Origin of the sequence: Halobaculum sp. EA56 (genome assembly GCF_051195075.1) — an archaeon.
Classification (GTDB): Archaea; Halobacteriota; Halobacteria; order Halobacteriales; family Haloferacaceae; genus Halobaculum.
The window spans coordinates 186,416-206,384 of the sequence record NZ_JBNTJX010000006.1 but is presented as its reverse complement, the minus strand read 5'-3'; the positions used below and the strand labels follow the sequence as shown (position 1 = coordinate 206,384).

Here is a 19,969-nt window from a genome sequence, read left to right as displayed (position 1 = left end):
TCGTCGCCGGGACAGTAACGCTTAGGCTCGCTCGGCCGCCTTCTCCGGCGTGACTTCGGCCGGAGGCCCTCCCTCGCGCGGCGCCGTGCTGATAACCGTCGACTCCCTCCGAGCCGACGCGCTCGGTCCCCACACGCCGACGCTTCGCGGGCTGGCGCGTCGCGGTACCGCCTTCGAGACGGCGATCGCCGGCGGCAACTGGACCCCCTTCTCGTTCCCGGACCTGCTTGGCGCGCGGCCGGTGTTCGCCGACGCGTCGACGCCGGGCCCCGCGACCGACCCGACGCTCGCGGAGGCGCTGTCGGCCGCGGGCGTGCGCACCGCCGGCGTCAACGCGGGCAACGGCTTCCTGACGCCCCACTACGGCTACGACCGCGGCTTCGACGAGTTCGAGTCGTTCCTCGACGGCGCGCGCACGCCGGTCGGGCGCTTCCTCACGACCCACCCGACGGTCAACGGCTGGGTGCAGTACCTCGGCTGGCCGCTCGGCAGCGCCGCCGCGAGGCTCCGCGGCCGCGAGCGGCGCCACGCCGTCGACACCTCCCACCTCCACGCGCTCGAACGCGAGGCGCTCGGCAGCGTCGAGTCGTTCGCCGCGGACGACGACGACCGGCCGTTCTTCCTGTGGATCCACTACATGGACGCCCACACACCGTACGTCCCCGCGCCGCGGCACGTCCGGGCGGTCACCGACGGGGAGGTGGGGTCGCTCCAGGCCCTGCTCGGCCACCTCCGCGCCGGACTCGGCAGGGTGGTCGACGAGGACACCCTCCGGACGCTGCGCGCGCTCTACGACGCGGCCGTCCGACAGATCGACGAGTCCGTGGGCCGGGTGCTGGAGGAGCTGGAGTCGGCCGGCCTGCGCGAGGAGACGACGGTGATCCTCGCGGGCGACCACGGCGAGGAGTTCCTCGAACACGGCCACCTCGCGCACTACCCGAAACTGTACGACGAACTCGTGCGGGTCCCGTTCGTCGTCGACCACCCCGGCGCCCCCGCCCGCCGCGAGGGGGCCGCCGTCCCCCTGCGCGACGTGCCGCCGACGGTCTGTGACGCCCTCGGCGTCGAGCCGCCGTCTGCGTTCGCCGGCGAGAGCCTCCTCCCGACGGTCGTCGACGCCGAGCCCCCCGAGCGCGCGCCGGTCACCTCCCTGGCGGTCCGTGGCGAGTCCGTGACGAGCCAGCCCATCCCCCGCCGCCTCGGCGACGGGACGCCGCTCGTGGCCGCGCGCACGCGCCGGTGGAGCTACCTCCGCGGCCCGGACGGCGACGTCCGCGTCTTCGACCGGGAGGCGGATCCCGGCGAGACCGACCCGCTCGACCCCGCAGCGGTGCCCGAGGGGACGCGCGCGGACCTCCGGGCGGCGGCCGACGACCGCCTCGCCCTGCTCGCGGGCGGGGCCGCCGCCGCCGACGGGTCGCGGGGCGGCGCCGGCGAGGCGCCCGACGCCATCGAGCGGCGCCTCGAGGCGCTCGGCTACCGCTGACGACGCCCGGCCGTCGCTGCCCCGCGGCCCGCGGGCCCGCGGGACAATATTCACGCGCTCGCCTGCGAAGATATTTGTACGGGGCCGCCACACCCCCCGTATGGTCGAGGCGTTCGCGGTGGCCAGCGGGAAGGGTGGCACCGGCAAGACCACCACCACGCTCGCGCTCGGGATGGCGCTCGCCGAGCGGTACGACGTGACCGTCGTCGACGCCGACACGGGCATGGCGAACCTCCTGTTCCACGCCGGCCTCGCGGACGCCCCCGTCACCCTGCAGGACCTGCTCGTCCCCGACGGGCGCGACCCGGACGGGTCCGCCGTCGACGTGGCCGACGCCTGCTACGACCGCCACGGCATGCGGGTGGTCCCCTGCGGCACCAGCCTCGCGGCGTTCGAGCGCTCGGACCCCGCCCGCCTGCGCGAGGTGGTCGCCGAACTCGCCGCCGACGCGGACGTGCTCCTGCTCGACTCGCCGGCGACGCTCGCCTCGAAGTCGGCGGTCCTCCCGGTCGTGCTCGCCGACCGCGTCGTCGTCGTCACCCAGCCGACCATCCCCGCGCTCTCGGACGCGCTGAAGGTGCAGGAGTACGCCGCCTCCTACGGCACCGGCGTCGCGGGCGTGCTCTTCAACAAGGTCCGCGGCGACCTCGGCTCGGTCGGCGGCCAGGCCGAGCGCTACTTCGGCGGGCCGACGCTCGGGGCCGTCCCCGACAGCGACGCCGCCCGGTCCGCCCGCGACGCCGGCGAGCCCCTGCTCGCGCACGCGCCCGACAGCGACGCCGCGCGGGCGTTCCGCGGGGCGGCCGCCGGCGTCGACCCCGAGCCGAAGGCGGCCGGCGACGTGGCCGACCGCTTCCGCAGCGCGGTCGTCCCCGAGCGGCCATGACCGAGGGGCCGGCCGCGCCCGCGTCGCTGGCGGCGGGCGCCCCCGACCGCGGCGACCTGGTCCGCGCCCGCGTCGCGACCGGGTTCGCGGAGCCGCTGTCGGCGGCGTTAGACCGAGAGCTCACCGGCTACCTCCGCATCGAGTCCGGCGCGGCCATCCTCGAGGACGGCCGCGACGGCGACCGCGCGGTCATCACGCTGGAGACGGGCGTGCCCGTCCTCGCGCACCACGCCGGCCGCGACGCCGACGGCCCGGCCGCGCTGGCCGCGCTCGCGGGCGCGCCGCCGGTTCGCGTCGAGAGCTACCGCCTCCCCGCCGATTCGCTCGCGACGCTCCACGACCGCGGCGACGCGGCCGACCCGCTCGCGGTCGCGCCGGACGCGCCGGCGAGGGACCTCGCGGACGACGACGCGCTCGCCGCGCGGACGCGGGCGGCCGCCCCAGAGGGGCGCCGGGGCGACGGCGGCGACCACGACGCGCTGGCGGCGTTTCTCGCGGACGAGGAGCGCGTCGAGGCGGTGAAGGCCGAGGCGCGCGCCGAGGCGGAGGCCCGCGCGGCCGAGTGGGGACTGACCGACCAACTCGACGGGGGCTGAGCCACAGGCTACACGTCGGTCGGCGGCGAAACCGACGGTATGGACCTGCGGACGGCCGAGCGGTCACGCCGGCTGTGGCTCGGGGCCGTCGTCGTCGCCGTCGGGGTGGTGGGCGTGTTCGTCTACTCGTTCGTGGGGACGCTCGTCTTCGGGCTGTTCGTCTACTACGGCGCCCGCCCGATCCGACGGACGGTCGAGCGGCGGGTGGGGAACCGCTCGGCTGCGGCGACCCTGACGATGCTGGCGATCGTCCTCCCGGCGCTGGCGCTCGTCGGATACGCGGGGGTCGTCGCCTTCCGCGAGTTCGCGGCCGTCGTCGGGCCGGACGCGGTGCAGGCGGTCCTCGCCCGGCTTCCGGGGGACCCCCGCTCGGTCTCGGCGGTGCTGCGCGACCCCCGGGCGTTCCTGCGACGGCTCGACCGGCTCGGGGCGCTGCGCGAGCGGCTGCTCGCCGCCCTCGGCACCGCCGGCGCCGCCGCGGGGGCGGTGCTGCACCTCTCTCTGTCGCTGTCGCTCGCGTTCTTCCTCCTGCGCGACGACGAGCGGGTCGCCGCGTGGGTCCGGGAGAACGTCGCCGGCGAGGGGACCTCGGCGCACTCGCTGGCCCGGGCGGTCGACGCGGACCTCGAACGGGTGTACGTCGGCAACGTCGCCACCGTGTTCGCCGTGGCCGTCGCGGCGTCGGTCGTCTACAACGGGTACAACGTGCTCGTCGCGTCCGCGGTCGCGCTGCCGGTGCCGACGCTGCTCGCGCTGCTCACGGGGCTGGCGACGTTCGTCCCGATCGTCGTCGGGAAACTGGTGTACGTCCCGGCGGGCGCCTACCTGCTCCGGGAGGCTGCCGTCTCCGACGCCGGCTTCGCCGCGCCGCTGGCGTTCCTCGCGGTCTCGTTCCTCCTGCTCGACGTGCTCCCGCAGACGGTGGTGCGACCGCTGCTGTCCGGGCGGACGCTTCACGGCGGGCTGATCCTCTTCGCGTACGTCCTCGGGGCGGGGCTGTTCGGCTGGTACGGCCTGTTCCTGGGGCCCTTGCTCGCGGTCGTCGTCGTCCAGGTGGCCGCGCACGCGTTCCCCCACGTCGTCACGGGGGAACCGGTCGACGCGGGGGGGACCGACATCGGCGCCGACCCGTCGACCGGGGGCGGCGAGCGGGCCGCCGGAGACGGCTCGGGAGCGGCCGACGCGGAGACGCCGGACCGGTCATCGGAGCGCTGACCGGGCGATCGCCGGCGACGCCGGGGCCGTGCCGGGGCCCACGACCGGGACAGCTACGGTCGGGCGGCCCCTCGCCCCGCCGTGACCCTCCTCAGACTGCTGGCCGCCCGCGACGCGGCGGACTTCGCCGAGTGGTTCCGCGCGGGCGCCGAGTACACGCACCGCGTCGCCGAGGGGATGGGGTTCGACCGGGCGGGCGTCGACGGCGACGGCCGGGACCCGCTGGCGACCCCCGGACCGACGGTCGAGGCGCTGCGCGCGGGCCGGACGGACCTGCCCCCGGGGACGGCGCGGACGGTCGCGGCGACGTTCCTCGGGGACGCCGAGTTCGGACGCCCGTTCCTCGCGTACACGCCGCGGTGGTACCGCCTCGCGCTCGCCGGCCCCGTCGCGCTGGCGCGCCGGCGGCTCCGCCGGGTCGCCGCCCCGTTCGCCGAGCGGGCCGCCGCCGGAGCGGACGGCCCGGGCGACCCGGACCGTTCCGCCGGCGGGCGCCCGACGGGCCCCGCGTACTCGCTCCCCGGGGACCTTCCGGTCGGCGCCGCGGCGGTGCGGTCGGTGCGCGATGCGGGCGGGGTCGAGGCGTTCGAGGCGTCGTTCCTGCTGGCGGACGCGGTGCTCCACACGGAGTGGTTCGCTGACGTGGTCCGCGCCGCCGGCGTCGCGGTGCCGCCGGACCTGGTCGAGCGGACCGTGCGGGAGTCGGCGGCGTACTACGCCGGCCGGCGGGACGCGCTGTCGCCCCGGGTCCGCCGGTTCCAGCGGTACCTGTTCGCGGACGACGCGTGGGTCCGCGACGTGGACGCGAGCTACCGGCTGAACTCGACGCTGTTCGGCGTGTGGGAGCGGATCCTGCGGACGGAGCGGCGACGGCTCGAACGGGCCGGACGGGGGTAACGCCCGACGGAGACGGCCGGGAAACGGGATCGAGGCGGGAACGGGATACTGACCGGCGACGAGGACCGGAGCGAGAACGGCCACGGCCGCGGGGAACTGCGGCGCGTGGCGGGCCGAAACCGACAGACTCGCGGGGGGCGTGCGGAGGGCCGGAGGGTCAGCGGCTCCCGGCGTCGGCGGCGTGGCCGCGGCCGAGCACGAGCGCGGCCGCGTGGACGACCAGCACCCCGACGAACGCGAGGGGGTGCTCGGCCGCGGCGCCGGTCGCCAGCGTCGGGAGGTACGCCAGCGGGAGGAGGGCGGCGAGCCAGAAGGCGGCCGCCTCGGCGGCGCGGGCGGTACGGTCGAGCGTCTCGGCCGTGTAGGCGGCCGTTCGGTGGGCGGCCCGCGCGAGCGGGGCCGCGGACTCGGCGTCGTCGGTCCCGAGGGAGGGCACGGAGGGCGTTCGGTCGGTCGTGGACATGGGTCGGGCGTACCCGATACGTGTGACCGGGGCCACCTATATCGGGCAGACCGTTGGCGGCGCTTCGCTCCCTTCACGGGGAGTTCACGACCGTTCGCGCCCGCCTCCGGATCCGTTTCGGACCGTTTACGACGGTTCGAGCGGGCGGTAGAGAGTTTATCGAGTAGTTTGAGAATGTTTCGTGTGTTCTCCGGACGGCCGTCACGGTCGTCCGTCCGGCAACCGACAGCGTGGGCGACGCCGGTCGCGGCCGGCCGCGACCGGCGCGGATCCGCTCGCGTCCGTCGCGCCGTCGGGGGCTGCGCGCGCCCGGCTGCGGCGACCCCGAACCGTACGGCTCGTGTGGTCGAGCCGCACGCTTTCCGGCGACGACCGCCGCGAGCGGTGGCCTTTGGACGCCCCGTATGTTTCGATTCGTATGAACTATCCCTCCGCGCTCCGGGCCCGCGTCGACCGCGGGACGGCGCTCGTCGGACTCGCCGCGGTGACGCGGGTCGCCGCGGGGGCGCTGCTCGGTACGTCGCTGGCGGTCCACGTCGGCAGGTCCGGGTCGGCCCTCGAGGTGTCGCTGCTCGCCACCGCATTCTCGCTCGGCATCATCCTGTTCGCCCCGGTTTGGGGCGCGCTCGCGGACGTGACGGGACGGCGGCGGCTCGTCCTCGTCGGGACCGGCGTCGGCGCGACGCTGGCGCTCGCGCCGCTGTTCGCGGCGGAGGCCGTCGCGGACGCGGCCTCGGCGCTCCTGCCCGTGGCCGTGGACCCGGTGTGGGTGCAGGTGCTCGTGCGGGGGCTGTACGCCGTCTTCATCGCCGGCTTCGGCCCGCTGATGCTGACGGTCGCCTCCGAACGCGGCGGCCCCGGCGGCCGCGGCCGGGCCGTCGGCTCGTACAACGCCTTCACCGCCGCCGGGGCCGGAGCGGGACAGTTCGTCGCCGGGCTCCTCCTGGGCGCGCTCGTCCCCGACGGCGTGTACGTCGTCGTCGCGGGCGTCTCGCTGGTCGCGACGGTCGCGGTCGCGCTCGTCGACACCGGCGACTCGGCTCCGGACCCCGACGCCGGATCGCTCCCGAGCGAGGTGAAGTCGCGGCTGTTCCCCGCGGCGGGCGAGCGCGACCACCTCCGCACGAACGGGCTCGGGTGGCTCTATCTGGGCCTGTCTGCCCGGCAGGCGACCGTCTCGGGCGTCGGCGCGCTGATGCCGGTCTACATCGTGACGACGCTGGCGCTGCCGGAGTCGTGGATGGGCGCGGTGCTCGCGTTCAACCCCGTCTCCCAGACGGCGCTGATGTACTACCTCGGGGGCGTCGTGGACGACCGCGGGCGCAAGCCGATGATCACGCTGGGCATGGCCGGGTCGGCCGCCTTCGGCCTCGTCGCGGCGGCGGCGGTGCTGGTGCCGGGCGGCGTCGCCGCGGCGGCCGTGGTCGCCCTCGGCTACGTGACGCTCGCGGTCGCGTTCTCGGCGATGTGGACCGGCTCGGTCGCGTTCGTCGGCGACGTTGCCCCCGAGAACCGCGAGTCGGAGCTGATGGGGCTGGCCTCGACGGCCCGCTCCGTCGGCGGCGTCGTCGGCCCGCTCGGCGTCGGCGCCGTCGCGACCGTCGCGGGGTACCCGGCCGCGTTCGCCGCCGCCTCCGTGCTCGCGCTCGGGGCCGCCGGCGTGGTCTCGGTGCGGGTGGACGAGAGCCGGCCGGCGGTCGTCGAGTCGGCTGGGGGCGTGGGCGTGCCCGCGGACGATTGACGCGAGGCACGAGGGAGCGAGCGACGCGAGCGACCGAGTGCCTCGGCCGACGGCGGAGCGGTCCTGTGCCGCTCCGCCCACGATACGCGAAGGGGTGAGGGAGCGAGCGACGCGAGCGACCGAGTGCCTCGGCCGACGGCGGAGCGGTCCCGTGCCGCTGCGCCCACGACACGCGAAGGAGTGAGGGAGCGAGCGACGCGAGCGACCGAGCGATCCCGCACGCCGACCGTGCGAGGCGGGGCCGTCCGCTGAGAGCGTGACGCCGCGACGGTAGCGGTAGCGCCCCGACCGCCCCGGATCACTCCCCGGTTAGCAGGGGGTCAGGCGGCGCCCGCGGGTGGGTCACGGTCACGACGGATCCCCGCGGCTCGCGGTCGGCGACGGCGATCCGGCCGCCGGAGGCGGTGACGACCCAGTTCACCAGCCACAGCCCCAGGCCGCTCGCGTCCTCCAGGGCCGCCTCGTCGCCGCGCTCGAACACCGCGCGGTCGGCCGCCGGGATGCCCGGACCGTCGTCGGCGACGACGAACTCCACGGCGTCGTCCGTGACCGACACCGACACCTCGACCCGGGGCCGCTCGCGGTCGCTGTGCTCGACGGCGTTCTCGATGAGGTTGTCTATCACCGACGGGAACACCGCCATCGCCTCGACGAACGCCGGCCCGTCCGGCGGGTCGTAGGAGACCTCGACGCCCCCCTCTCCGTGTTCGCGACGGACCTGCTCGCAGCGGTCCGCCGCGGCGGCGCCCACGTCGACGCGCGTGAACGACACGTCGCCGGTCGCGATGTCGTCGACGGTCCGCGCGCGGTCCGACAGCGTGACGAGGTCGGCGGTGCGGCGCTCGGCCACGTCGAGGTAGCGCTCGGCGTCGGCCAGACCGGCCTCGCTGACCGCCGTCCGGAGGAGGTCGAGGTACCCCTCGATCACGTTCACGTCGTTGCGGAGGTCGTGGCGGAGGATCCGGTTGAGTACCGTCAGCCTGCGCTCGGCGCGCAGGCGGTCGGTCACGTCCCGGAAGACGAGCACCGCGCCGCCGTCCGTGTCGGCCAGGGGCGTCACCGACACGTCGTAGGCGCGTTCCTCGCGCCGCCCGCGCGTCGCGTCGCCGTCGGCCCGCCCGCCGGTCGACCCGGTCGAGTCGGTCCGACCGGACGTACCGGTCGACCCGGACGCGTCGGGCGGACCCCCGGCCGCGGCTTCGGCCGTCTCGATCGACCCCCCGTCCGGGGACAGCGTCCGGACGCTGGTCTGGACGCGCGTGGCGTCGCCCTCGCGCAGCGCCGTCACGAGCGCCGGGTGGTCGGCGAACGCCTCGTCGACGTGGACGCCGGTGTCCGCCCGGCCGCCGAGGAGGCGCTCGCCCGCACGGTTGGCGGCCCGGACGTACCCCGACCCGTCGACCACGACGACCGGGTCGGACAGCCCGGCGACGACGAGGTCGCGGGCGACGGCCGCGGGGTCGAGCAGCCCGTACCGGCCGACCGCGACCCCGGTGAGCATCGTCGTCACCGCGAACATGGCGGGCGTGTAGTCCACCGCCGGATCCGTCGCGGACGGGGTCGCCGAGAGGAGGCCGACGGTGCCGACGACCAGCGGGAGCGCCCCGGCGGCGAGGACGAGTCCGCGGCGCATCCGCGCGTCGCCGCGGGCGTCCCGCGTGCCGCACCACAGCCGCCAGGCGACGAACCCGTTGACGGCGTACGAGTAGAGGACGAACGCGCCGAACGCGGGGCCGGGCGTCACGACCAGCGGCCGCCAGACGGCGGGGTCGGCGAGCCCGACCTGGGCGTACATCAGCCCGTGCACGGGGTTCGTCCACGCGATCAGCGCCGCCGTGACGGGCACGCCGACCAACACCGCGGTCCGCCGCGGCGTCAGCAGGTCGTCGTCGCCGGCGACGGTCAGCCCGAACACCGGCCACGCCGCCCCGACTGCGGCGATCCCGAGCCAGAGGGGGCCGTCGAAGGCGGTTTTCGCCGTCAGCGACCCGGCGGCGAACTGGAGGGCGTACCCCCACGTCCACGCCGCCGCGCCCAGCGAGAGGACGACGAACGCCGCCGGCTCCGGGCTCAACAGGTCGAGGCGTCTGGTGTAGAGCACCCACCCCAACACGACGAGGGATCCGACCCCGCCGGCGACGAGGAGCCAGACGACGGTCGATGGCGGGAGCACACCGGATGCGGTCCTGCTATCCACATATACGTATGGGCTCCGTTCACGGATCGTCGCCCGAATCGATCGGCCGTCTCTCCCCGGGATCCGACCGGCGACTGTCGCCCCCCTCATCGTCGCGGGACGGACCGTCGCGCGCCGGGTCGTCGCGGGCGGTCCCGTCGCGCCCCGCCCCGCACCGGACCGGCTCGCCGACGCCGAAACCGCTTTCGGCGGGCCGGGCCAGTCCCCGTCCATGCGCGACATCGACGGCGACGCGGTGGCGATCACGGGCGCGAGTTCGGGCATCGGCGCGGCGACCGCGCGGACGCTCGCCGAGGCGGGCGTGGACCTGGCACTCGGGGCCCGTCGCGAGGAGCGCCTCCGGGACCTGGCGGCCGACCTCCGTGAGACGCACGGGGTCGCCGTCGAGGCGGTCCCGGTCGACGTGACCGAGCCCGAGCGGGTCGACGCGTTCGTCGAGACGGCGGTCGACGCGCTCGGCGGGCTCGACGGCCTCGTCGCGAACGCGGGGATCGGGCTCTCGGGCGACGTGGAGACGATGCCCGAGGAGGACTACCGCGCGATGATGGACGTGAACGTCGACGGCGCCTTCTACGCCGCGCGGGCGGCGCTCCCGCACCTCCGCGAGTCGGCCGGCACCCTCGTGTTCGTCGCCAGCTTCGCGGGCGAGTACCCCCGGCCGGGGAACCCGGTGTACGCCGCGACGAAGTGGTGGGTCCGGGGCTTCGCGCACAGCCTGGAGGGCGACGTGGGGCCGGACGGCGTCGCCGTCAGCGTCGTCAACCCCACCGAGGTCCGCACCGAGTTCGCCGGCGAGCAGGGCGAGTCGTTCGAGGAGCGGTTCGACCCCGACGAGGTGACCGACCCGGGGGCCATCGCCGACGGGATCCGGTTCTGTCTCTCCCAGGAGGGCACCGATACCGTCAGCGAACTCGACCTGTACCGGCGCGACAAGTTCGAGGGCTGGTAGCCCGGCCGCCCGGAGGGCGGAGACCCACGGCTCCTCGGGAGATCGGTTCGACACGGCGGGACGAACAACCGTTAACTGATTCCGTGCCCATCGTTAGCACGGGTGATACCCGATGTGCCACTTCGGAAGCCACAGGCCCGAGGGCGAGTACGAGTTCCTGGAGGAGCCCGAGGAGTCCGACGAGCCGGCGGAGACGGACGGCGAGTTCGAGGACGAGTACGAGGAGGCCGAGGACGTCCGCATCGTCGCCGACGGCGGGGACGAGTAGCTCCCTCGTCGGGGGCGGCGGTGCCCGTCGCCGACGACCGGACGCGGCGGAGGTTTCCCGCCGACGGAAACCGGTTGCTCGCGGCGCTCGCCCACCCGCGATCGATTCTTTCCTCCGTTCCGTGAGGTGTGGATCATGGGCACGACCGACGACGCCTACCGGCTGGTCGAGTGTACCGACTGCGGCGCCCTCGCCGTCGGCGGGGACGAGGTCGTGTGTTGCGGGTCCGCGATGACTCCCGCCGGCCGGTCCGTCGACGACGAGACCGACGAGCCGCAGTCGGCGGGCGATCCCGACCGCGCGGACGAGGTCGGGGGGCCGCCCGAGCCGGACCTGGACGACCTGCTCCGGGTCGTCTTCGGGATGTCGCCGGCGGAGCTGGACGTCTGCCTGTGCGTCATGGAACACGGGACGCTCACCGTCGCGGAGCTGACCGAGCGCGTCGGCTACGACCGCAGCGTCGTCGCCCGCCACCTCAACCACCTCGCGGAGCTGGGCGTCGTCGAGAAGCGCCGGCAGCTCCTCGACCGCGGCGGCGACGTGTACGTGTACACGCCCGAGTCCCCCGAGACCGTCCGTCGGCGGTTCCGCGAGACGTTCCTCCGGTGGGCCGCCGCCGGCGTCGACCGCATCGACGACCTGAGCCGCGAGAAGGTCGAGGGGATCGCCGAGGCGGAGTCGGCGACCGAGTGGACCGTGTTCAGGGAGCCGTGACCGCCGGGAGCGCGTCGGGACGACCCGGATCGGAGGGGGCTTCCCCCGTTCCCCCGGGACTCGATCAGAGCTTGTCGTCGATCGCGACGTAGACGCCGCCGAGGACGAGACCGTAGACGACGTGCCACAGCAGCGACGGCGGCGCGAAGTTGGGCAGCGGCGGGCTCGCCGGCGACCCGACGGCGCTCAGCCACACCGGCATCACCAGCGCCGCGAGGACCGCCCAGGTGGCGACCCCCCAGCCGACGCCGACGCCGACGACCGTCGCGTCGGAGTCGAGGTCGAGCGCGCCGACGATCCCGGCGAAGACGACCCCGAGCACCGCGCCGTGGGAGACGTGGACGACCATCCCGATGGCCGGGTTCGCCGGCGGCGCGAGCGTGTACAGCGAGGGGATCGCGACGGCGATCGTCGCGGCGTTCATCGCGATCACCAGCGCCCCCATCGCGATCCCGCCCGCGATCCCGGCGAGCGTCCCTGCGCGCCAGTTGCCCGGCGGCGATTCGGCTTCGTGCGACGTGTCCGTTCGTGTCGACATGCGTGTCTTCGGTCCGATACGACCCCATAAACCGACGCGTCGGACACCGCACTGTTCGACACGACGGCGACGGAATTAAGTAGGCGTCGTCGGAGCGCCGGAACCCGTGCTCCCCGGCGGGAGTCGTCCGGCCCGCCGTCGGAGCGGTTCCCGGGGCGAGCCCTGCTGAAGTGCCGAACGCGATCCGGGTCGCCGCTGCTCCTTGGGCGTCGCAGTCGATACAAAAAATCGGGAGCGTCTCCGTCGAGCGGTCGCCGGAACGTGCCGCCGTTACGTGTCCCGAGCGGCCGCGTCGACCTCAGAACGTGATGATCTCGTAGTCGTCGTCGACGAGGCTCCGGATGCTCGGGTGCCCGTCGTGGTCGTCCAGGGTGACGAGGCCGGCGTCCGCCACCGCGTCCTCGACGCCGAAGGCGCCCGAACAGTAGTCACAGACGGCGGTGTCGTCGCGGACCGTCTGATACAGTTCGTGGTAGTCGCTGTCCTCGTCCTCGAGTTCGGGGATCCACTGCGTCCCCGCGCCGTCGAAGATGAGTTCGAGTTCGTCCTCGTCGTTCTCGGCGAACTCCTTGGCCGCCTCCAGCCCGTTCGCGAGGCGACCGAGGTTCTCGTGACCCTCCGTTCCCGCCAGGATGATGACCGCTGCTTTCGTCATTGCGATTCGGCATACGGCACTGGGATCCTTAACGGATGCGTGGGTATGCGGAGCCGATACGCTCGTGCCGTGAGCTTATATACTACCCCGTCCGACCGGGTCGCAGCGGCCCCGAGCGGCCGGCTCGGAGTCGTCCACCGTCCCGCTCTACTTAGTGGGAGTGGCCGCCACCGCCCCCGCCGCGACTGAACTGCCCGGAGAAGCCGCGCTGGACGACCTCCGAGAGCGCGGGGTGGATGTGCACCGACTCGCGGATGTCGCGGACCGTCCCGGACCCGGCCTTCATGGCGACGACGACCTCCTGGATCAGGTTCGACGCCTCCGGCCCGACGATGTGACAGCCCAGGATCTCCCCCTCCAGGTCGATGATCGCCTTCAGGAAGCCGTCCGCCTTCATCGCGCTCCCCCGCGCCGTCTGGTCGTACCGGTACGTCCGGGTGGCGTACTCGCGTCCCTCCGCGCGCAGGTCCGCCTCGGTCGCGCCGACGCCGGCGACCTCCGGGGAGGCGAACACCGCGAACGGCATCGCGGTGTAGTCCACGGGCTCGGGCTCGTCGCCGAGGAGGTTCCGGACGACCGCCCCCGCCTCGTGGTTGGCGCTGTGCTTCAGCAGGTACTCGCCGACGATGTCGCCCAGCGCCCACACGCCCTCGGCGTCCGTCCGGAGGTACTCGTCGGTCTCGACGAAGCCCGCCTCGTCGGTCTCGACGCCCGTCGCCTCCAGGTTCAGCGTGTCCGTGTTCGGGCGCCGACCCGCCGCGACGAGCAGCTCGTCCCCCGTGACCGACACCGCCTCCGCGTCGTCGACGACGCCGCCGTCCTCGCCGTACTCGTACGGCCGCGCCTCGACGGTCACCTCGCCCCCGGACTCCGAGACCGCCGTCGCGGCGTGGCCGGTGTGGACCGTGAACCGCTCGGCGTAGCGCTCGGTGAACGCCGCCGCCACCTCGTCGTCGGCCTCCGGGAGGAGGGTCGGCCGCCGGCCGACGATCGTCACGTCGCTGCCGAACGTCCCGAAGAAGTGGCCGAGTTCGGCGGCGATGTAGCCGCCGCCGACGATCACGAGGTGTTCGGGCGGCTCCTCCAGCTGCAACGCCTCGGTGCTGGTCAGGTAGTCCACGTCCTCGATGCCGTCGATCGGAGGGATCGACGGGCGCGTGCCCGCCGCGATGAGGACCGTCTCCGCGCGCACCCGCGTCCCGTCGTCCTCGCCGCCGGAGATCTCGACCGTCCGGTCGTCGACGAACCGCCCCTCGCCCTCGTAGAGGTCGTGTTGCGAGGAGGAGCGAAGACCCTCCCGGATGGACTCGGCGTCGCCCCGTACCTCCTCGTTGACCTTCCGGACGATCCCGGCGAAGTCGACGCCGGTCACCTCCGCGTCGATGTCGAACTCGCCGGCGCGCTCGACGGTCTCCAGCACGTCCGCGTGGTACAGCAGGTGCTTCGAGGGGATGCACCCGCGGTTGAGACAGGTGCCCCCGAGCGGTCCCTTCTCGACGACGGCGACGGACTTCCCCCGGTTCGCGACGGCGTTCGCCACGTCCAGGCCCGAGCCCGAGCCGATGACCAGGAAGTCGACTTCCTCCATGCGTTCCCCGTCGGCGGGCGGGCGGTAATAACCACCCGCCGCTGTGCCCGGCGTTTACCAACCCGCCGCGCGATACCGTCGCACACACATGGGACGGGACTCCTTCCGGACGGTCGACGGCCGCGTCGCGACGGCGGTGACGGCCGACGAGATGCGCGAGGTCGACCGCGTCGCCGTCGAGGAGGTCGGCCTGGCGGTGCTCCAGATGATGGAACACGCCGGCCGGGCGTTCGCGTGGCACGTCCGCGACGCCCGCGGGAGCCGGCGCGCCGACGGGGCCGACGATGAGGTGGTCGTCCTCGCGGGCGACGGCGGCAACGGCGGCGGTGGACTCGTGTGCGCCCGCCGGCTCGCGAACCGGGGCGTCCCGGTCCGGGTCGTGCTAGACCGGCCGACCGCGGACCTGACCGGCGTGGCCGAGCACCAGCACCGCATCCTCGACGCGATGGGCGTCCCCGTCGCCGCCGGCGTCGACGCGCTCCCGGCGGCCGACGACGCGGTCGTCGTCGCGGACGCGCTCGTCGGGTACGGCCTCTCGGGCGCGCTCCGGTCGCCGGCGCGCGAGTACGTCGAGCGCGCGAACGCGTCGCCCGGGCCGGTCGTCTCCCTCGACGTGCCCTCGGGGCTGGACGCGACGACCGGCGAGGCGGCCGGCCCCGCGGTCGTCCCCGACCGGACCGTCACGCTCGCGCTCCCCAAGACCGGCCTCGACGCGGTCGGGGGCCGGCTGTTCCTCGCGGACCTCACGATCCCGGCGACGGTGTACGATCGGCTCGGTATCGACTACCGGTACCCCTTCGGCGACGACGACTGGGTCGAACTGGTTCGGTGAGCGCTGCGGGCCGACGGTCGTTCGACCCCACCGCCGCCGTCCCCGTCGAACCGCCGTGACCGTCGGAGGGGCGAGTCCGCCCCTCCGCGGCCTACGCCGTCACCCGGACGACCTCCTGTTCGAACCCTCTCTCGTCGCCGTGCCAGCGCCACGAGCCCAGGTAGGGGTGGCCGTCCAGCGCGCAGATCGCGTACGAGTACCCGGGCCACGCCGCGCTGGCGACGTCCGTCCCGCTCGGCTCCGGGGGGCCGGCCGGGTGGGTGTGGTAGAACCCGACGACGTCCAGTCCGGCGTCCTCGACCGCCTCGAACGTCGCGAGCTGCTCCTCCGGGTCGATGCGGTACCGGGTCTCGGGGTCGTCGGCCGCGTTCGCCGTGTGGTGAACCGCGACCGCGACGCTGTGTTCCTCGTCGTACTCGCCCGCGAGGACGCCGCAGACCTCCTCGGGGGCCCCGTCGCGGCCGGCGGCGACGACGTCGTCGTAGACCTCGCGCGTGAGTTCGAGCACGATTTACCGTTGGCCGGGCGGGCGCAAAACCGCACCGCCCGTCCCGGGTCGGTCCCGACGGTCACAGCTCGTGCCCGCAGGCGGAGTTGCCGATGCAGTAGGTCGTCTCCGTTCCGATATCCGAGCGGTCCACCGCGGCGAGGACGCGCGACTGCCCGCCGGAACAGCCCGGCGTCGCGGCCGCGCGCCCGGCGAGCAGCCGTGGGTGGGACGGTCCCTCCGCCCGGTCGAGTCCCCGGCGTTCGGGCGGAGGATCGGGTCGGAGCCGTCGGTCATCGGGTCCGCCGTCGCCCTGAGATCGGTACTGACTGACGCGTTCGGACGTGCGCGCCGCTCGACTCCGTTGGTGTCGCCCCGGCCCGTTCCCGGGGGCCGTATTAACGTTCCTCCACTGTGTGTCTCCGATCCACAAGCCCCGCGCCGTTACATACGAATCCGGTCTTGGTCCGGACGGAACCATGGCATCCATTACGGCAGGACTGGTCGGCGGACTCGTCGCGACGATCGTGATGACGGCGGTGATGATGGCGATGGGCGACGGCGGGCCGCCGCCGACGGCCCGGCTCGTCGCGACGTTCGCGGGCGGCGACCCCGAGGAGTACGCCATGCCGGGGATGGTGTTACACCTGCTGTACGGGATCGTCGCCGGCGCGGTGTTCGCGGTGGGCGTCCCTCTGGTCGGGCTGAGCCTCGGGTCGATCGCGGTCGCCGTCGTCCTGGGCGTCGTCTACGGGCTCGTGCTCATGGTCGTCGGGATGGTGGGCTGGATGCGGATGGTCATCGGCATGGAGCCCGACAAGGGCATGATGACGATGTTCGCCACGGTCCACGTCGTGTACGGGCTCGTCCTCGGCGCCTTCCTCGGCGCCGGGATCCTCGGCTGACGACGGGCCGTGCGCTCGACCGAGCCGTGCCGTCGGCGGAGGGGCCCGGGACCGGCCGACCCACGGTCGCCGCCCCGGAGCCGAACAGCCGCTCCGACCGACAGCTGTAGACCGCCGTCCGCTCCGATCTCATGACGACAGACTCCCTCGACTCCGACCGCGACTCCCGTTCCCCGCTCGAACCGCAGACGACCGTCCGCTCCGACCGCCCGACGCCGCGATGAGCGGCGGCCGTTCCGCCGCCGTCGGCGGGCTGACCGGGACGCTCGCGCTCGCGGCGCTCGCCGCCGCCGGCGACCCGTCCGCCGCGGTCGACGGCGGGGTCGCGCTCGCGCCGTTGCGGTCGCTGCCGGTGCCCTCGGGATTCCCCGTCCAGCGGTTCCTCGCGCACTGGTGGGTGTTCCCCGCGTCGGTCGCGTTCTCGTCGATCGCGCTCGCTTCCGGCGTCTCGGGCGCGCTGTTCTTCAGCCCGTTCTTCATGCTCGTCGTCGGCCTCCAGCCCTCGCAGGCGATCGGCGCCGGCCTCCTGACGGAGGTGTTCGGCATGGGCAACGGCCTGCTGAACTACGTCCGCCAGCGCGTCGTCGACTACGCGACCGCCAAGTGGCTGCTTGCGGGCGCCGTACCCGCAGTCGTCGCCGGCGCGCTCGCCGCCCACTACGTCCCGACGACGCTGTTGAAACTGGGGTTCGGCGTCGGCCTGCTGATCCTCGGCGGGTTCCTCGTGTACTACGACCCGCCCGAGGAGTGCGAGCCGGGCGAGCGCGAGGGAGCGTACCTGGAGCGGAAGAACGCGGGGCGCGGCCAGACCACGATCGAGACCGCCGACGGGGAGACGTACACCTACGACACCTGCTGGCGGCCGCCCGGCGTCGGACTGGCGACCGCCGGCGGCTTCATTACCGGGCTGATCAGCGCCGGCCTCCCCGAGGTGACGACCACGCAGCTGATCGTCCGGTGTCGGCTCCCGCCCCGCGTGGCGGTCGCCACGAGCGTGTTCGTGCTCGCGATCGCGGCGCTCGCGGGCGCGGCGGTCCACGCCCTCGCCGCCACGCCCGTCTGGTACGTCGTCGCGTGGTCGGTCCCGGGCGTCCTGATCGGCGGCACCCTCGGCACCCGCGTCGGCAAGTACGTCCCGAGCGAGGTCATGGAGCCGGTGCTCGGGGTGGTGTTCGCGACCGTGGGCGTGATCGTCCTCGCGAGCGAACTGCTCGCGTGAGCCGCCGTCGCGAACGGACGGGATCGGAGGCGGACCCGTCCGGCACCGACCGGCCGGCCCGCTCCGCGACGCGTCCGTGACCGCGAGTTGGCAACCGAGTTGCCAAACCGGGCCAGTGCTTTATCCGACGGGGACGTTTCGGCGGGTGCACGGGCCGATCGGCGTTGCTCCTGTGCGTTCCCCCGGCCGGGCACGCTTCCCCACACTTCGGTGCCCGGTCCTCCACTCGATCACCCGGAGAGATAGCCCCGTCGACAGAACCTCCGGGAGCACTCGTCCTCCCCGGAGAACGTCCCGTCGCAGCACGAGCGCCCGTGCAGGATCGGCCCCCGCCCGCGGGACAGAACGGGGAGCCGGTCGTGCTCTCGCGTCGCACTCCTTCGGAGCCCGCCCGTGCTCGTCCCCCGCACCGACTCCGCCGCCGCGTCGCTGGTGCGGCCGGGCCACACGTGCGGGAATGCTATACCTCCCGTCGACCGAACCCGGGATCATGGTACTCGCGCTCTCGCCGTCGCTCGTCGCGCTCCTCGTCGGGGTCATCCTCCTCGCGGGGACGGTGAACGGCGTCGCCGGGTTCGGCTTCGCGCTCGTCGGGACGATGGTGCTCGCGACGGCGATCGACCCCGCGACGGCGGTCGTGTTCATGATCCTCCCGATCCTCTCGGTGAACCTCTCGCTCGTGCGCGACCTCTCGGCGGCGGAACTGCGGAGCTGCGGCCGGCGGTTCGGCCCGCTCGTGGCCGCGGCACTCGTGGGCACGGTCGTCGGGATGGCCGTCCTCGACGGGCTCCCGGGCGGGCCGCTCCGCCTCGGGCTCGGCGTCGTGACGCTCGGGTTCGTCGCCAGCGCCCAAGAGGCCGTCGACGTCCCCGGGTTCGCGTCGGTCGGCGACCGGTTCTCCGCCGAGACCACGCCCGCGCTGGTCGCCGTCGGCGGCGTCTCCGGGCTGCTGTTCGGCGGCACCAACGTCGGGGTCCAGCTGATCGCGTACCTTCGGAGCCGCGACCTCGCCCACGGCACGTTCGTCGGCGTCGTCGCGATGGTGTTCCTCGGGCTCAACGGCGTCCGCGTGGGCGTGGCCGGCGCCCTCGGGTTGTACCCCGACCTCGCGCTCGTCGCGGCGTCGGCCGCGGCGGCCGTCCCCGCGGTCGTCGGCGTCGCGGTCGGGAAGCGGCTCCGCGGCGTGCTGCCCGAACGGTGGCGCCGGCGGGCCGTCCTCGGCCTGCTCGCGGTCGTCGGCGTGCGCCTCGTCTCGGCTGGGATCTGACTCCTCGCCCGCGTCGCCGGGCGGCCCGTCGCGGCCGGACGGCGGGAACGGAACGCCCCTACGACTGCCCTCACCCGGTGTAGAAGGCCTCGGGGCCGTGGATGTCCTGCCACGCGAACGCGAACAGCCGCCGGGTCGTCACCGGGTCGAGCCGCCGGCCGTCCGCGCTCTCGCCGGTCGCGGCAGACCAGGTCGTCCCGTCGCCGCGGATCTCGCCGTCGCGCCGCTCGAACTCGACGCCGGGGTCCTCGTAGGCGTAGAGCCGGTCGCCGTCGCCGAACACCACGACGGCGAGGTCGCCGACGCGGTCGGCGAGCACGCCGCCCTCGGCCTCGACGGCGGGCGCCGGATACCCGACCGCGTCCCCGCCGTGTTCCACGCCGAGGACGACCGTCTTCGGGTCGAGGTCCGCGCGGTCCCACTCGCGGGGCTCGCCCTCGCCGCGCATGCCGTGGAGGCCGAACGCCGACCGCTCGCGGTACCCCTCGTAGGGCGCCATGTCGTAGGCCGCCGCGGGCGACTCGCCCGGGCCGCGCCCGCGGACCGGTTGAAGGACGACCCCGTCGGGGTACTCGTCGCGGAACCGGTCGTACGTGACCACCGCGCTCGGCCGGAGCGCGAGCGTCCGGCCCTCGTGTGGCCCGCGCAGACAGCGGCCGCTCGTCTGTTGCCACTCCGAGCCCGTCTCCCGGTCGTACAGGACGAGGCTGTCGTCCGCGAGGTTGCCCGAGACGCCGAACGTGAGCGCCTCGCCGTCGACGCGCCGGTCGTACACCAGCGCGCTCCAGCAGATCGGACACCACGTGACCGCGATCGGCACCTCCGCGACGGCGTCGTTTACGACCTCGTGGTAGCTCAACACCCGCACCGGGTACGCCCGGGCCGGATCGCCGTCGACGACGATCACCTCGTCGCTCCCCTCGCCGAAGTACGACGGCCCGAACTCGGGGTCGTCGATGCTCGGGATCGCGTCCCGCGGGAGCACCTCCCTGATCTCCGTCTCCTCGGTCTCCATACCACCCGCCTCGTACCGGGGGCGAATACCGGTTGGGGGTGCGGGCGGTCC

20 protein-coding genes are annotated in these 19,969 nt (G+C 74.4%); 13 read left to right on the top strand and 7 right to left on the bottom strand.

Annotated elements, in window-relative coordinates; translation table 11 throughout:
• Positions 1–49 precede the first annotated feature (49 nt).
• The 5 genes from ACQUQ1_RS12680 to ACQUQ1_RS12660 all read left to right on the top strand — a co-directional run bounded on the left by ACQUQ1_RS12680 (position 50) and on the right by ACQUQ1_RS12660 (position 5,080).
• Positions 50–1,486: a sulfatase gene (locus tag ACQUQ1_RS12680; protein WP_435064667.1), complete on the top strand. Its 1,437-nt coding sequence runs from the start codon at positions 50–52 to the stop codon at positions 1,484–1,486.
• A 100-nt stretch (positions 1,487–1,586) separates the two neighbouring features.
• Positions 1,587–2,372 (top strand): P-loop NTPase, encoded by a 786-nt coding sequence (locus tag ACQUQ1_RS12675; RefSeq protein ID WP_435064666.1) that lies wholly within the window; start codon positions 1,587–1,589, stop codon positions 2,370–2,372.
• Positions 2,369–2,968, top strand: a complete 600-nt coding sequence (locus tag ACQUQ1_RS12670; protein WP_435064665.1) for a hypothetical protein — start codon at positions 2,369–2,371, stop codon at positions 2,966–2,968. The genes ACQUQ1_RS12675 and ACQUQ1_RS12670 overlap by 4 nt, the downstream gene beginning before the upstream one ends.
• A 39-nt stretch (positions 2,969–3,007) precedes the next feature.
• Positions 3,008–4,183: an AI-2E family transporter gene (locus tag ACQUQ1_RS12665; protein ID WP_435064664.1), complete on the top strand. Its 1,176-nt coding sequence runs from the start codon at positions 3,008–3,010 to the stop codon at positions 4,181–4,183.
• A gap of 81 nt (positions 4,184–4,264) precedes the next feature.
• A complete protein-coding gene (locus ACQUQ1_RS12660; protein ID WP_435064663.1) occupies positions 4,265–5,080 on the top strand; it encodes a hypothetical protein in 816 nt (271 codons plus the stop codon).
• Between the two features lie 157 nt (positions 5,081–5,237).
• Here the strand turns inward: ACQUQ1_RS12660 and ACQUQ1_RS12655 are convergent, their stop codons facing one another.
• A complete protein-coding gene (locus ACQUQ1_RS12655; protein ID WP_435064662.1) occupies positions 5,238–5,543 on the bottom strand; it encodes a hypothetical protein in 306 nt (101 codons plus the stop codon).
• A 418-nt stretch (positions 5,544–5,961) separates the two neighbouring features.
• Here ACQUQ1_RS12655 and ACQUQ1_RS12650 point away from each other — a divergent pair, with 418 nt between their 5' ends.
• The gene (locus tag ACQUQ1_RS12650; protein ID WP_435064661.1) at positions 5,962–7,284 is read left to right on the top strand and encodes an MFS transporter; all 1,323 of its coding nucleotides are present in this window, start codon (positions 5,962–5,964) and stop codon (positions 7,282–7,284) included.
• Positions 7,285–7,582: 298 nt separating this feature from the next.
• Here ACQUQ1_RS12650 and ACQUQ1_RS12645 read toward each other — a convergent pair whose 3' ends face one another.
• On the bottom strand, positions 7,583–9,457 hold the full coding sequence (locus ACQUQ1_RS12645; protein ID WP_435064660.1) for a histidine kinase N-terminal 7TM domain-containing protein: 1,875 nt from the start codon (positions 9,455–9,457) through the stop codon (positions 7,583–7,585).
• 235 nt (positions 9,458–9,692) lie between these two features.
• Here ACQUQ1_RS12645 and ACQUQ1_RS12640 point away from each other — a divergent pair, with 235 nt between their 5' ends.
• From ACQUQ1_RS12640 to ACQUQ1_RS12630, 3 genes are all read left to right on the top strand, one after another.
• Positions 9,693–10,430 carry an SDR family oxidoreductase gene (locus tag ACQUQ1_RS12640; RefSeq protein WP_435064659.1) on the top strand — a complete coding sequence of 246 codons (738 nt, stop codon included), beginning with the start codon at positions 9,693–9,695 and terminating at the stop codon, positions 10,428–10,430.
• Positions 10,431–10,542: 112 nt separating this feature from the next.
• A complete protein-coding gene (locus tag ACQUQ1_RS12635) occupies positions 10,543–10,698 on the top strand; it encodes a hypothetical protein (protein WP_435064658.1) in 156 nt (51 codons plus the stop codon).
• Positions 10,699–10,833: 135 nt separating this feature from the next.
• Positions 10,834–11,412: a MarR family transcriptional regulator gene (locus tag ACQUQ1_RS12630; protein ID WP_435064657.1), complete on the top strand. Its 579-nt coding sequence runs from the start codon at positions 10,834–10,836 to the stop codon at positions 11,410–11,412.
• A 64-nt stretch (positions 11,413–11,476) separates the two neighbouring features.
• On the opposite strand, the gene ACQUQ1_RS12625 is transcribed toward ACQUQ1_RS12630, so the two are convergent.
• The 3 genes from ACQUQ1_RS12625 to ACQUQ1_RS12615 all read right to left on the bottom strand — a co-directional run bounded on the left by ACQUQ1_RS12625 (position 11,477) and on the right by ACQUQ1_RS12615 (position 14,193).
• Positions 11,477–11,950, bottom strand: a complete 474-nt coding sequence (locus ACQUQ1_RS12625; RefSeq protein WP_435064656.1) for a DUF6789 family protein — start codon at positions 11,948–11,950, stop codon at positions 11,477–11,479.
• 298 nt (positions 11,951–12,248) lie between these two features.
• Positions 12,249–12,605 carry a DsrE family protein gene (locus tag ACQUQ1_RS12620; RefSeq protein ID WP_435064655.1) on the bottom strand — a complete coding sequence of 119 codons (357 nt, stop codon included), beginning with the start codon at positions 12,603–12,605 and terminating at the stop codon, positions 12,249–12,251.
• A 151-nt stretch (positions 12,606–12,756) separates the two neighbouring features.
• The gene (locus ACQUQ1_RS12615; protein WP_435064654.1) at positions 12,757–14,193 is read right to left on the bottom strand and encodes a dihydrolipoyl dehydrogenase; all 1,437 of its coding nucleotides are present in this window, start codon (positions 14,191–14,193) and stop codon (positions 12,757–12,759) included.
• 88 nt (positions 14,194–14,281) lie between these two features.
• Here ACQUQ1_RS12615 and ACQUQ1_RS12610 point away from each other — a divergent pair, with 88 nt between their 5' ends.
• On the top strand, positions 14,282–15,025 hold the full coding sequence (locus ACQUQ1_RS12610; RefSeq protein WP_435064653.1) for an NAD(P)H-hydrate epimerase: 744 nt from the start codon (positions 14,282–14,284) through the stop codon (positions 15,023–15,025).
• Between the two features lie 91 nt (positions 15,026–15,116).
• On the opposite strand, the gene ACQUQ1_RS12605 is transcribed toward ACQUQ1_RS12610, so the two are convergent.
• Complete coding sequence (locus ACQUQ1_RS12605) at positions 15,117–15,533, bottom strand: desampylase (protein ID WP_435064652.1); 417 nt, start codon at positions 15,531–15,533, stop codon at positions 15,117–15,119.
• Between the two features lie 458 nt (positions 15,534–15,991).
• Here ACQUQ1_RS12605 and ACQUQ1_RS12600 point away from each other — a divergent pair, with 458 nt between their 5' ends.
• The 3 genes from ACQUQ1_RS12600 (at position 15,992) to ACQUQ1_RS12590 (ending at position 18,903) form a co-directional block, all read left to right on the top strand.
• A complete protein-coding gene (locus ACQUQ1_RS12600) occupies positions 15,992–16,417 on the top strand; it encodes a hypothetical protein (RefSeq protein ID WP_435064651.1) in 426 nt (141 codons plus the stop codon).
• A 220-nt stretch (positions 16,418–16,637) separates the two neighbouring features.
• Positions 16,638–17,636, top strand: coding sequence for a sulfite exporter TauE/SafE family protein (locus ACQUQ1_RS12595; protein ID WP_435064650.1), 999 nt, complete (start codon positions 16,638–16,640; stop codon positions 17,634–17,636).
• A gap of 490 nt (positions 17,637–18,126) precedes the next feature.
• Positions 18,127–18,903 carry a TSUP family transporter gene (locus tag ACQUQ1_RS12590; RefSeq protein ID WP_435064649.1) on the top strand — a complete coding sequence of 259 codons (777 nt, stop codon included), beginning with the start codon at positions 18,127–18,129 and terminating at the stop codon, positions 18,901–18,903.
• 70 nt (positions 18,904–18,973) lie between these two features.
• Here ACQUQ1_RS12590 and ACQUQ1_RS12585 read toward each other — a convergent pair whose 3' ends face one another.
• A complete protein-coding gene (locus tag ACQUQ1_RS12585) occupies positions 18,974–19,918 on the bottom strand; it encodes a DUF3179 domain-containing protein (RefSeq protein WP_435064648.1) in 945 nt (314 codons plus the stop codon).
• Between the last annotated feature and the right edge of the window lie 51 nt (positions 19,919–19,969).

Excerpts from the sequence above, each read along its gene's own strand:
- ACQUQ1_RS12615 (WP_435064654.1), bottom strand. The coding sequence starts at position 14,193 with ATGGAGGAAGTCGACTTCCTGGTCATCGGCTCGGGCTCGGGCCTGGAC.
- ACQUQ1_RS12590 (WP_435064649.1), top strand. The coding sequence starts at position 18,127 with ATGGTACTCGCGCTCTCGCCGTCGCTCGTCGCGCTCCTCGTCGGGGTC.
- ACQUQ1_RS12595 (WP_435064650.1), top strand. The coding sequence starts at position 16,638 with ATGAGCGGCGGCCGTTCCGCCGCCGTCGGCGGGCTGACCGGGACGCTC.
- ACQUQ1_RS12585 (WP_435064648.1), bottom strand. The coding sequence starts at position 19,918 with ATGGAGACCGAGGAGACGGAGATCAGGGAGGTGCTCCCGCGGGACGCG.
- ACQUQ1_RS12635 (WP_435064658.1), top strand. The coding sequence starts at position 10,543 with ATGTGCCACTTCGGAAGCCACAGGCCCGAGGGCGAGTACGAGTTCCTG.
- ACQUQ1_RS12610 (WP_435064653.1), top strand. The coding sequence starts at position 14,282 with ATGGGACGGGACTCCTTCCGGACGGTCGACGGCCGCGTCGCGACGGCG.
- ACQUQ1_RS12650 (WP_435064661.1), top strand. The coding sequence starts at position 5,962 with ATGAACTATCCCTCCGCGCTCCGGGCCCGCGTCGACCGCGGGACGGCG.
- ACQUQ1_RS12665 (WP_435064664.1), top strand. The coding sequence starts at position 3,008 with ATGGACCTGCGGACGGCCGAGCGGTCACGCCGGCTGTGGCTCGGGGCC.
- ACQUQ1_RS12600 (WP_435064651.1), top strand. The coding sequence starts at position 15,992 with ATGGCATCCATTACGGCAGGACTGGTCGGCGGACTCGTCGCGACGATC.
- ACQUQ1_RS12675 (WP_435064666.1), top strand. The coding sequence starts at position 1,587 with ATGGTCGAGGCGTTCGCGGTGGCCAGCGGGAAGGGTGGCACCGGCAAG.
- ACQUQ1_RS12625 (WP_435064656.1), bottom strand. The coding sequence starts at position 11,950 with ATGTCGACACGAACGGACACGTCGCACGAAGCCGAATCGCCGCCGGGC.
- ACQUQ1_RS12655 (WP_435064662.1), bottom strand. The coding sequence starts at position 5,543 with ATGTCCACGACCGACCGAACGCCCTCCGTGCCCTCCCTCGGGACCGAC.
- ACQUQ1_RS12670 (WP_435064665.1), top strand. The coding sequence starts at position 2,369 with ATGACCGAGGGGCCGGCCGCGCCCGCGTCGCTGGCGGCGGGCGCCCCC.
- ACQUQ1_RS12620 (WP_435064655.1), bottom strand. The coding sequence starts at position 12,605 with ATGACGAAAGCAGCGGTCATCATCCTGGCGGGAACGGAGGGTCACGAG.
- ACQUQ1_RS12640 (WP_435064659.1), top strand. The coding sequence starts at position 9,693 with ATGCGCGACATCGACGGCGACGCGGTGGCGATCACGGGCGCGAGTTCG.
- ACQUQ1_RS12630 (WP_435064657.1), top strand. The coding sequence starts at position 10,834 with ATGGGCACGACCGACGACGCCTACCGGCTGGTCGAGTGTACCGACTGC.